General features: G+C 71.7%; 7 protein-coding genes and 1 tRNA gene. 4 read left to right on the top strand and 4 right to left on the bottom strand.

Annotation, left to right across the window (positions count from 1 at the left end; all coding sequences use genetic code 11):
* Nucleotides 1-115: 115 nt before the first annotated feature.
* Complete coding sequence (locus OV090_RS28760) at nt 116-1144, bottom strand: hypothetical protein (protein ID WP_267707827.1); 1029 nt, start codon at nt 1142-1144, stop codon at nt 116-118.
* A gap of 506 nt (nt 1145-1650) precedes the next feature.
* On the opposite strand from OV090_RS28760, the gene OV090_RS28755 reads away from it, so the two are divergent.
* Nucleotides 1651-2052 (top strand): helix-turn-helix transcriptional regulator, encoded by a 402-nt coding sequence (locus OV090_RS28755; protein ID WP_267707826.1) that lies wholly within the window; start codon nt 1651-1653, stop codon nt 2050-2052.
* A gap of 128 nt (nt 2053-2180) precedes the next feature.
* A tRNA-Val gene (locus tag OV090_RS28750) sits at nt 2181-2252 on the top strand.
* Nucleotides 2253-3855: 1603 nt separating this feature from the next.
* On the opposite strand, the gene OV090_RS50995 is transcribed toward OV090_RS28750, so the two are convergent.
* Together OV090_RS50995 and OV090_RS28740 are read right to left on the bottom strand one after the other, a co-directional pair.
* Nucleotides 3856-4161: a ribosomal protein L7/L12 gene (locus tag OV090_RS50995; protein ID WP_267707825.1), complete on the bottom strand. Its 306-nt coding sequence runs from the start codon at nt 4159-4161 to the stop codon at nt 3856-3858.
* 9 nt (nt 4162-4170) lie between these two features.
* The gene (locus tag OV090_RS28740) at nt 4171-4893 is read right to left on the bottom strand and encodes a hypothetical protein (RefSeq protein ID WP_267707824.1); all 723 of its coding nucleotides are present in this window, start codon (nt 4891-4893) and stop codon (nt 4171-4173) included.
* Between the two features lie 77 nt (nt 4894-4970).
* Here OV090_RS28740 and OV090_RS28735 point away from each other — a divergent pair, with 77 nt between their 5' ends.
* The gene (locus OV090_RS28735) at nt 4971-5672 is read left to right on the top strand and encodes a hypothetical protein (RefSeq protein WP_267707823.1); all 702 of its coding nucleotides are present in this window, start codon (nt 4971-4973) and stop codon (nt 5670-5672) included.
* Nucleotides 5673-6025: 353 nt separating this feature from the next.
* Here the strand turns inward: OV090_RS28735 and OV090_RS28730 are convergent, their stop codons facing one another.
* Nucleotides 6026-7171: a patatin-like phospholipase family protein gene (locus OV090_RS28730; RefSeq protein WP_267707822.1), complete on the bottom strand. Its 1146-nt coding sequence runs from the start codon at nt 7169-7171 to the stop codon at nt 6026-6028.
* 2996 nt (nt 7172-10167) lie between these two features.
* Here OV090_RS28730 and OV090_RS28725 point away from each other — a divergent pair.
* On the top strand, nt 10168-11274 hold the full coding sequence (locus OV090_RS28725) for a hypothetical protein (protein WP_267707821.1): 1107 nt from the start codon (nt 10168-10170) through the stop codon (nt 11272-11274).
* The last annotated feature ends 219 nt before the right edge of the window (nt 11275-11493 follow it).

Raw genomic sequence — 11493 nt, 5'->3', positions numbered from 1 at the left:
GTCCGCTGCGGCTCGAGGCGTGGATGGGCGGGGGCCCGCAGCGTGCCTACAGACATGCCGAGAAGGACATGTGCGATGAGACATGTCCTTCTCGACAGCCTGGGTGCGGCGCGCGTCACATCGGCAGCGGCGGGGCGCAGGTCGAGACGCCGGCGCCGACGATCCGGATGGGCGCCTGGGTGAGCAGCGTGAGGGCCTGGTCGCTGTCGTCGCTGTTGTCGAAGTCGAGGTGCCACACCTCGCTGTTGGTGACGAAGTCGCCGGTGGAAGTGAAGAGGTAGAAATCGCCGCCCCACCAGGCGAAGGCGAACGCGCTCTCGCTCTGCAGGCCGGGCAGGGGGAGCACGTCGATGATGTCACCGGTCGCCTTGTCGTACTCGGTGAGGAGCGCCGGCGACGAGCCCTGGAACGCGAACAGCCTGCCGGTGCCGGTGCCGGTCAGCTCGCCCCAGGCGTAGTCGATGCCGGCGATCGTCGACAGCTTGAGGGTCTGCGGATCGATGACGCCGAGCGCTCCGACGTCGGGGCCCTGGAGGTCGGGGGAGATGCCGGAGTGGGCGTAGAGCTTGTCGCACGGGTCGTTCAGGCTGTTGGCGACGAAGGCCATGCCGAACTGCGGGAACATCGGATTGTCGGGGACAAAGCCCGGGTCCTTGCACTCGACCGGGTCGCTGGCGTCGTTGAGATCGACGGTGTAGAGGTCGCCGTCCCAGTACTGAATCCACGCGCGCCCCTTGCGGCTGACGCCCATCGAATAGGTCTCGGTCAGGCCGCCGCAGTGGATGTCGGCGATGAAAGAGAAGGAGCCGGACTTGGGATCGAAGCTCCACAGCGAGCCGACATCGGACAGGACGTACACGAGCTCGGTGCCCTCGGCGCACGGACAGCCGGCTTCGGGTTCGTTGTCGGCGCCCGTCATCTCGATGCCGGTGGTCGTCGGCTGATCGCCGCTGTCCCAGCTGCCGCCGGTGTCGCCGGTCCATCCCGCAGAGGCGCCGTCGGTCGCAGAGATGAAGCCGTTGGCGCCGTTGCTGTCGTCGTCGTCGTCGTCGCCGTCGGTGTCACCGTCGCCGAACAGGCCGATGGGGCAGGCGGGGAGGAACAAGGCGGTGACGAGGAGCCCGAGGAGGCGGACGCTGCGCATGGTTTTCACGATAGCGAAGATCGCCGCGCGGGCCCGTGCTCGCCCGTCTGGCCCGGTTCTGGGGCGGTTCTCGCCCGCCGAAGTCCGACCGTCGTCCGACGCTTCCCGGACGTTCTCGGCCGCCGGCCGGAGGGCCGTGATCGCCGACGCGCGTGTCGCTTCGTCCGACCGAGATCGGCCCCGTCTCACCGATCTCGGGCCTCGATCTCGAGCGGCGTTCCAGCGCAGCGCCGCCGACGATCGCAGCGCCGCCTCCGCCTGTGCCAAGGGCCAGGCGCGGATCGGCGGGCGCATGTGACCCATGGCACCTGGCCTTCCGGCGCTGGCGCTTGGGGCATGCCTGAAGGTTCTGGTGCGCGATCGGACCCTTGGAGGCGGTCCCGAAGGACAGGTCCCAGAGGTCCTGTCGCTGGGGCCGGGTTCCCCCATGAGTTATCTCCATTGGGTGACTGTTCTAAGCGCCAGGAATCATGTGTCATGGTCTGACTCTCCCCAATCCACCACAGATGAGCGACGGGACCATGAACGAGAACGAAGTTGCACAAGAGATCGGCAAGCGCATTCGCCAGTGGCGAATGAATACGCCGCCGCCGAAGACGCGCCGCAAGCGGCAGAACGAGACGGGCTGGCGGCCGCACATGACGATCGAGGAGCTCGCCAAGGCCACCGGGCTGACGGTCACCACCGTCAACAAGCTCGAGCTCGGCTACAAGGCCCCGCGGATCGAGTCGCTGCTGCTGCTCTCACAGGCCTTCGGGTGCGATCCCAGCGAGCTTCTGCCCAAGACGAAGCACCGCAACAGCGGCAAGTCGGAGCTGCTCAACGAGCTGGCCGTCGCCGCGACCCAGCTCGGCGCGAAGCAACTCCGCGAGCTCATCAAGCAAGCCCGCGGGATGGAGCCGGGCTGAAACCCGGCGGCAGGCCGCGGTTTCGCACCGCGGCTGCCTGCCCGCCAGCGCAGTTCAGGCTGGCGGGGCTCAACGTGGGGGCTTGCGGTCGGGAGCGAGGAAGGCTATAAGGCGCCTCCACCCGCTGCGGGCGCGTAACTCAGCGGTAGAGTGCCACCTTCACACGGTGGAAGCCATAGGTTCGATCCCTATCGCGCCCACAACTGAATCTGCCCAGTTCATGGGACGAGAGCCGCCACATGGCGGCTCTCGTCGTTTGGTCGCTCGGCTGCCGCCGGGCGGGGGCGAGGCGTTCGCGGTGATGCGCTGGCAGCGCTCGCGCGGCTCCCGACTCGGGGAGGCCCTGCGGGAGTCGGAGCGGCGCGCGCATCGCGGAGGGGTCGTCGCAATTCGACGGCGGTCCGAGGGCGTCGGGCCGAATGACGCGGAGGGGCGCTGGGGGTCTCGGCGGCGTCGCGCCAGCGGGAGGCTTCAGGCGGGCATCGATAGGTCTGAGAGGACGTGGTGTCTCCAAGGCCCGGGTGCGGGTGAGCGAGAAGCGGCGGCGCCCGATCGTCCGTCACCTGGCGAAAGCGCGGGCTGTCCGAAAGGCCATGCGATGAGCGCCCGAGAGCCGATCCTTGTTGGCAGTTCGTAGCGATTCGACGGATTCCTTTGGGTGCGCGTGGGAGGCACTGCGGGCGAACTAGAAACGCCGGCGGTGGCGCGCCGTCGCTGACTCGTCGGCGAACGAGCTGCCTGTCCGAAAGGTCATGTGCGATCTTCGGTGCGCTGAACCATTCTTGCCGAGAGTCGGTCCTTGGTGGCGGTCGTCACAAGGCGACGGCCTTTCAGGGCCGTGGGAGGCATCGGGGGGGCACGGCCGGCCGCCGTCGTTTGTTGTCGGCGAACGGAAGGCCTGTCCGAACGGGCATGTGGCGCTCTTCGGTGCGCTGATCCTCCCTGAGGTTCGTAGTGGTTCGATGGTTCTTCTCTTGTCCGTGTGGGAGGCATCGGGGGGAGCAAGAAACGCCAGCGGCGGGGCGCCGTCGTTTGCTTGTCCGCGAACGATCGGCCTGCCCGAACGGGCATGTGGTGCTCTTCGGTGCGCGGATATCCCTGAGGGTTCGTTGCGGTCGAAGGTTCTTCTCCTGTCCGCCTGGGAGTCGTCGGCTCGTCGGCGAACGGGATGCCTGTCTGAAAGGGCATGTGGCGCTCTTCGATGCGCTGATCCTCCCTGAGGGTTCGCCGGTTCGACGGTTCGTCTCTTGTCCGTCTGGGAGGCATCGGGGGCGAGCGAGAAATGCCAGCGGCTGTGCGCCGTCGTCCGCTCGGCGGCGAACAGGAGGCCTGTCCGAAAGGGCATGTGTCGCTCTTCGGTGCGCTGATCCCCTCGCATGGTTCGTCGAAGTTCGATGGTTCTCTTCTTGTCCGCCTGTGAGGCATTGCGGTCGAGCGAGAAACGCCAGCGGCTGTGCGTGGTCGTCTGCTTGCCGGCGAACGAGCGGCTGTCCGAAAGGGCATGTCGACGGTTCTTTCAGGTCCGCATGGGAGGCACTGTGTGGCGCGCGAGAAACACTCGTGGCGGCGAACGATCGGCCTCTCAGAAGAGCTGTGGCGCTCTCTCGTTGCGCGGATCCTCGCTCACGGTGCGCTGCAGTGGATGCTGTTCGCAGGGTCCGGCCGCAAACACGATGGGCTAGCGAGACGGCGCTGCCGCGCCGTCGCCTCGTCCGGGGAACGAGCGGCGGTCTGACGGGCGACGTGAATGGCGGGAGGTCGCTGGTGGAGGAACGGCGGCGCGGTCAGGACCTGTGCCAGGTCTCAGCGGCGTCGCGCCAGCGCGTCGGCGCGCGCATCGACGGCGTCTTTCGCTTCCTTGAGGCCGACGCCGTGGACCTCGCGGAAGCGCTTGATCGCTGCGATCTTCTGATTGTTGCGCAGCAGTTGATCGATCTCCGCTTCGAAGGCCGAGAGCGTGGGGCCGGATGCCTGCGTGAACTCCCAGCGGAGGGCCTCGATCGCGGCGCGGGCGGCGAGGAGCGTGCCGCCGTGGCGGGCGCGGTGACGGCGAATGGCCTCGATGGTCGCGCCGTGGCGCACGAGCTCGCGGATGTCGACGTCGGTCACCCGGCGATCCTACGCGGGTCGGCGGCGTCGGAGGAGGAAAACCACCGCGAGGCCCGCGGGCGCGACCGCGAGGACCAGCCACGGCCAGCGCGGCGGCGCAGGGGCGGGCGTGGGTTCCGGCGCGGCCGTGGATGGCATGGCGGAGGGCGGTGGGACGGGCTGCGGTGCAGGGGCCGGCGCGAGTTCAGGCCGGCGGATCGTCAGCGCGGATCTGCGCCGGTGCGCCACGAAGTCGAGCGGCGGAACATCTGGCCGTGAGGACATGTCCTGAAAGACAACATGGCCGAGCAGCCGGTGGCCGCCGGCGAGGCGGGCGAGCAGCGGCAAGCGGACGGTGAAGGCGTCGACCGGGCCGGGGCAGGTGAAGCCGACCGAGACCGCGAGGCCGTCTTCCTCGACGAAGGTGAGCTTGTCGACCGCGCCGGGGCAGGCGTCGGCGCCGAGGGAGATCTGGATGCCCGCGAGGACCTGTTCGCTGAGCAATGTCTCGACGGACAGGAGCTCCATCTCGTCGAGCTGGCCGCTGCGGTCGGCGTCGGCGCCGGGCACGAGCTCGACGATCTCCGGGCGGGCGAATACCAGCTCGGCGGTGACCCGGGCGTCGGCGATCCGCAGCTCGGCTTGCGACAGGCCACGCTCGTGCGCATCCGCGGGGGTAGGGGCGCCGAGGCCGGCGGCCGCGGCGAGGGCGGCGCGGACGCGGAGGCTGGGACGGCACGGGCGGAGGAGCACGCGGCCATGGGACGCGAGCGGGCGCGCCCGTGCAAGCAGGACTTTCGGGCCCGCGCGCGGCCCGCTAGCCTGTGCGCGTGACCGATGGGCCGCTGAGCTTGACCAAAGTGACGGCGTCGATCGGCGGGGCGCTGCTCGCCGCGTCGTTCTTCTTGCCGCTGGTGGACGTACGCGCCGGGGGCCCGGCGACTGCCGACGTGTTCGGGGTCGAGGCGATGCGTCGCCACATCGAGGGCTCGCGCGAGCTCGACAGCGTGAAGCCGCTGATCGCCCCGGCGCTGCAGCAGCTCGATACTTTCGGCGCCGGGCCGAGCCTGCGCAACCTCTCGCGCCTGGTGGCGGCGACGAAGGAGATCGTCGACACCGTGGTCGCCACCGGTGTGGCCCCGGCCGAGGCGCAGGTGGCATCGACGGCGCTCGGCACCACGCGCCTGGCGTTGTGGCTGGTGCCGGTGGTCGGCGCGTTCCAGGCCGTGATCCCGCTGCTGACGCGCTTTCGCGGCTACGCCGGCTTCTTCGGCCTCGTGGCGCGGTTCAGCTGCGGGCTCCTGTTCGTGACTCTGGCCCTGATCCCGCTGCTCGGGGCCCCGGAGGCGCGCCCGTTCCTCGGCTCAGCGGTCTACGCGGCCCTGTTCGGCGGCGGGCTGATGATGACGGCCGGGGTGTGCGGGGTGACCCGCGACAACTTCGTGCTGGTGCTCGCGGCCCAGGCCGGCGTATTCGCGGCGATGGTGTTCGGGCTGTGGTCGCTGGTCGAGGCGGCGCAGCGCGCGTTATGATCTGGAGGACATGTCCTTATGGGCATGTCTTGAAGGCAAGGTCCTCTGGGGCATGTCTCGGAGACCATGAGAGAGCGATAAGGAGAAACGCCTGCGATCGCGCTCGTCGTCGCGGGGGAGTGATGGCGAGCGCGGCGCGTCGGGCGGGTGGGGCAGCCTGCACGGGTGGTCCGAGGCCGGCGAGGAAGGCCGCGAGCTCGTCCCGGGAACCAGGACGTCGCTGCAGTCTCGCGCCGGTGGGGGTCGGGCGCGGGTGAAGGGTCGCCGGACGGCGCTGCAGCGCCGCGCGGGTTTGGTCGGGCGCGGGTCGTGAAGCGCCGCCGGATGTCGCTGACGCGCCGCACCAGGGGCGGTCAGAGGTCGGCGAGGAAGGCGGTGAGCTCGTCGCGGCGGGCCATGACGTCGCTGAAGCCGAGCTCGAGCAGGCGGCGGAGGTAACCTGGCTCGAAGGCCAGGTACGAGAGGAGGTCCCAGCCGCGCTCGCCGGTGGCGCCGATGCCCCGCAGGAGGTAGCGGACGACCCGCGGGAACTCGTCATACTGATCGACGGCCATGCGCCCGAGGTCCTGCGAGGGCTGGAGGGCCAGCACGGGGATCGCTCGCAGGCGGCCGGGGATGTCGGCGTGGCGTTCGAGCGGGACGTGGGCGATGGTCCGGTTGATGCGCTCGAGCAGCTCGAGGTCGGCCTCGAGCGAGTCGAGGAAGACGGCGTTGAGCAGCACGCCGACGATGTCGGCGACGGCCAGGCGATCGCTGCGGACCTCGTCGTTGAGCTGGAGCGTCTGGTCGCCGGTGCGGGCGTAGCGGATGCCGATCGCCAGCAAGCGGTCGGCGCCGAGGTGGATCGCGGGGCTCATGGGCGCGTGCATGCGGACGCAGCCGTCGCCGTGGAAGGCGCCGTCGATGGCGACCGGCGGGAAGAACAGCGGGATCGCGGCGCTGGCGAGCACGTGCTCGAGGCGCAACTTCGTGCGTCGCCCGAGCCGGGTGCTCCGCACCCACGGACGGGCGTCGGCGTCGGCCTCGAAGAAGGTGACTGCGGTGCCGGTGAGATAATTGGTGGCGGTGACCGCGAGTCCGCGCAGGCGGCCGGTACTCAGGTGCTCGCCGATCCGCGTCAGCGGCAGACGTTCGGCCAGCAGGCCGCGCAGCGGCGCAGTGTCGAGGAGGAAGTTGGTGGGGCTCGCGCCGAGCAGGCCGCCCAGGCTGAGGTCGCGCAGCCAACTGGAGCCGATCGCGGCCAGCCGCGGCATGTCGGTCCGGTAGACGTGGTCGGGCGTGAGCCGGTGCCAGAAGTCGCGCAGCATCCGGGCGGCGCGGGGGAAGTCGTCGGCGTGAGCGGCCAGGAAGGCGGCGTTGATCGCTCCGGCGGAGACCCCGGCGAGGACGCGGAAGGGTAGCTCGCGGACGCCGGCGAGCTCGGCCAGGGCGTGTATGGCGCCTGCCTGGTAGGCGGCTCGCGCTCCGCCGCCGGTGAGGACGAGCCCGTAGGTGGCCACGTCGGCAGGCTAGCACCGGGGCGTGACGTGCGGGCATACTCGCGAGCGCGTTGAACGACCCCACGAAGGCCGCCGAATCGGATGCGCACGGGCTGCGCGATGCGTTTCACCAGCACTTCGGCACGGTGCGAGCCGCCGCCCGCCTGTTCGGCATCCCGTCGTCCGTGCTCGACGACGTGGCCCTGCAGACGTTCGTGATGGCCCACGGGCGCGGCGAAGACCTGCGCGAGCCGCCGATCGCGCGTGCTCGGCTGGTCACGCTGACGCGCCGCGTGTCCGAGTGGTACCGCGAGGAACTGCCGGCCTCGACCGTGGACGTGCCCACCGAGTTCCCCGGCGCCGACGTGCTGACGCGCTTCCTCGCCGGCCTCGCGCCGCAGGCGCGCGAGGTGTTCGTGCTGTCCGAGCTCGGCGGTCTGCGAGTCCCCGAGATCTCGGCCGAGCTCGGCGTCGGCTTTGAGACGGCGCGGGCGCAGGTGGTCGAGCTGGTGCGGGACTTCGCGGCGGCCACGGCGGCGGCCGGCGCCGAGGAGGTGCTCCACGATCTCGTGCGGGTGCTCGATCCGCCGCCGGTGCAGCGCGATCTGCAGCTGGCGGCGCTGAATGCCCGACTGGCGCCGCGGTCGCTGACGCCGGACGGGGCCGAGCCGCCGCACTCGCAGTGGGTGATGCCGATCAGCCTGCGACGAGCCACGAGCGAACCGCTGCCGGCGGCCGCGTCGGAGCTGGCGCAAGGGACAGGTCCTGCGGGACAGCCGGCGGCCGGCTCTTTGGGCGCGGAGGGCTCGGCGGCCGCGGGGACGGGCGCTGCAGGGCAGAGTGGAACGCTGCTCGGGATCGCGGGGCTGAGCCCGGGGGGCTTGGTGGCCGCTGGGGCGGCGAGCAGCGATTTTGCTGCCGGAGGGCCGGGGGACGGCCAGCCGTCGGGTGTGCAGGTGCTCGAAGGAAGTGCGCCTGCAGCGGGAGCGCCCGCGAGCGGTGCGAGTGAGCAGATGACCGGAGGGACAGGCGGCTCGCCTGGGCAGGGACCGTCGCCGGGGCTCGGCGCGAATGCGCAGATGACCGGAGGGACAGGCTCTGCATTGAGCGGCGGGTCTCCCGGAGCGGCGCCGGGTGGCATGGGTCTCGAGGTGCCGGGTGCTGCCAGCGCCGGGCCGGGGGCCAGCGGGCAGATGGCCGGAGGGACAGGTACGGCACCGAGCGGAGCCTCGGGGGCGGCGCCGGGCAGCTGGCCTGCTCCGCCCGGCATCGGTGCGGGACTGCCGAGCGCCGCGGTGCCGGGAGCGAATGCACAGATGGCCGGAGGGACAGGGGGCGGACCCGCGTGGGGACCGCCGCCTGGGCTCGGCGCGAGTGCGCAGATGGCCGGAGGGACAGGTGGCGGGCCCGCTTGGGGACCGCCGCCCGGGCTCGGTACGAGTGGGCAGATGGCCGGAGGGACAGGTGCTGGTCCGAGTGGAGCTGGACCGGGCGGCTGGCCTGCTCCGCCTGGAAGCGGACTGGGGGCGCCGGGTGCTGCGGGCGCTGTGCCGGGCGCGAATGCGCCGCTGGCGGGAGGGCCAGGCGTGCCGGCGGGAGGGCCGCTTCCGGGGATTGGAGGGAGCGCGCCCGGTGGCTGGCCTGCTCCGCCCGGCATCGGTCCGGGGGCGCAGAGCGCTGCCGGCGGGCCTTTGTCGGGGGTGAATGCGCCGCCAGCCGGGGGTGGACCGGTTTGGGGACCGCCGCCCGGGATTGGGGGGAGTGCGCCGGGAGGTTGGCCTGCTCCGCCCGGCATTGGCCCGGGGGCGCAGAACGCTGGTCATGGTCATGCGCCGGGCGCGAGTGCACAGATGGCCGGAGGGCCAGGTGCGGGGGCGGGGCAGGTGGCCGGAGGACCAGGGGCGGGGGTGCCCGTAGCGCCTGCGGGTGCCGCATGGGGACCACCAGGGGGTGGAACGCCGTCGCCCGTGGCGCCGATCGGCGGGGCGCCTCTCGCCTGGGGACCGCCCGGGAGCCCGGGCGCGCCCGGCATCGTGATGCCGCCGCCTGGGGCTGGACCAGGGAGTGCCGTGCCGGGGGGCGGAGCGCCGATCGTGGTCGGTGCGGCCGTCGCAGGGCATGCGGTGTCGCCAATGCCTGCGGAGACAGGTCCCTTGGGTCATCCTCCGGGGGCCTTGATGGCGCCGGGGACCGGTCCTTCGGGACAGGTACAGCAGGGGGCGCCACCGGCGGGCTCGCCGCCGGGGCAGCAGGGGGCGGGGATGGCTCCTGGGACAGGTCCCTGGGGACAGGTTCCGCCGGGGCAGCCGGGGGCGCCGTCGTCGCCGGTTTTGCCGCCGGGCCAGCAGGGGCCGGTGGTGGCTCCCGGGACAGGTCTCTTGGGACAGGTTTCTCCGGGGCAGCCGGGGGCGCCGCTTCCGCCGGGACAGCAGGGGCCGGTGGTGGCTCTTGGGACAGGTCCTTGGGGACCCGTGTCGTCTGGGCAGCAGGGAGCGCCGCTTCCGCCGGAGCAGCAGGGTCCGGTGGTGGCTCCTGGGACAGGTCCCTGGGGACAGGCTTCGCCGGGGCAACAAGCGGCGCCGCTTTCGCCTGGACAGCAGAGCGCAGTGGCTCCTGGGACAGGTCCTTGGGGACAGGCCCCGCAAGGACCCCAATTCGCGCCGCCGATGGGAGGACCACCAGGACCCCAATTCGCGCCGCCGATGGGAGGACCGCCGGGGCCTCAAGTCGCGCCGATGGGGGGATCGCCGGGACCCCAATTCGCGCCGCCGATGGGGGGACCGCAGGGACCCCAATTTGCGCCGCCGATTGGAGGACCGCAGGGACTCCAATTTGCGCCGCCGCTGGGGGGACCGCCTGGGCCTCAAGTCGCGCCGATGGAGGGACCGCCGGGACCCCAATTTGCGCCGCCGCTGGGAGGACCGCCCGGGCCTCAGGTCGCGCCGATGGGGGGACCGCAGGGACCGCAATTCGCGCCGCCGATGGGGGGACCGCCTGGACCTCAATTCGCGCCGCCGATGGCGGCCCCGCCGCCGGGGCAGCAGGGAGTGGCTCCGGGGACAGGTCCCTGGGGACAGGTCCCGCAAGGGCCTCAGTTCGCGCCGCCGATGGCCGCTCCGCCGCCGGGGCAGCAGGGGCCTGTGGCAGCTCCGGGGACAGGTCCCTGGGGACAGGTCCCGCCGGTGCCGCAACCATTCGCGCCTCCGAGCGCCGGGCAGCCGCCAGGGACGCCCGCTGCAGGTCCGTGGGGCCACCCGCCGGGGCCGCAGCCCGGAGTGGTGGGGCACGGACGGCCAGCGCCGCAGCGCTCGCGCTCGATCGTGGCCGACCTCGACGTGCCCGAGCGCGACCTCAACGAGCGGCCGCGGCGGCTGATGCCCGGGTCGATGGCGCTCGTGGTGGTCAGCTTGCTGGTGCTCGGGATCGCCGGGGGAGGCGGGTATCTGGCGTGGCAGCGGTCGCAAGCCCCGGCGAACATCGAGCCGACGCTCGAGCCGGAGACCCCGCCCGAAGCGGTCATCCCCCCACCGGCCGAGGTGCCCGAGACCGTTCCGTCGCCGGTCGGTCCCGACTCGACGGGGACGACGCCAGGCCCGACGACACCGGGTCCGACGACGCCGGGACCGACGACACCAGGGCCGACGCCGACGACGCCGGGACCGAAGACGCCCACTCCGACCACGCCCAAGTCGGACAAGACGGGCAAGTCGGGGACCACGTCGACGCCGAAGAAGCCGCCGGCCGAAAAGGCGGATTCGAGCACGAAGTCGGGCTCGGGGGGCACGAAGAAGGTCGAGAAGGTCGAGAAGGTCGACGACCCGCTGTCCAAGCGCAAGGAGCAGGCGGACGCGGCCGACCCGGGCCGCGTGTTGGTCGAGCTCGAGTACCTCAGCGCGATCGACAAGGCGCTCAAGGCGGGCAACTGGGCCCAGGCGCTGGCCTACGTCGAGCAGCACGACAAAGAGCTGCCGGGCGGGCAGCTGGTCGACAAGTTCGACGAGCGGCGGATCCGCGCGCTGTGCGGGATGGGGCGGACCAGCGAGGCGCAGGCGAAGGTGACGCAGATCCTGGCCAAGCGCCCGAGCTCGAAGGTGAAGACGGCGCTGGCCGAGTCCTGCAAATGACAGCACCTGGGCGCGAGGGTCGGTGAGGACATGTCCGCATGGACATGTCCTCCAGACCCTATGTGAGCGCCGCCGAGCGGTTGTCAGTCGCCCGGGCATGTCCGGAGGGACATGTCCGGGGGGCCTCATGTGAACGGGGATGGTCGCCGCCGATCGTTTGCCATCGGGCAGCGACGAGCGTCGTCCGAGCGTTGTCGTCGGGCAGTGGATATGCCCGGT

The sequence above is a fragment of the Nannocystis sp. RBIL2 genome, from assembly GCF_026626745.1.
Lineage (GTDB): Bacteria > Myxococcota_A > Polyangia > Nannocystales > Nannocystaceae > Nannocystis.
The sequence above is the reverse complement of the archived record's forward strand: the minus strand, read 5'-3'. Positions and strand labels throughout refer to the sequence as shown.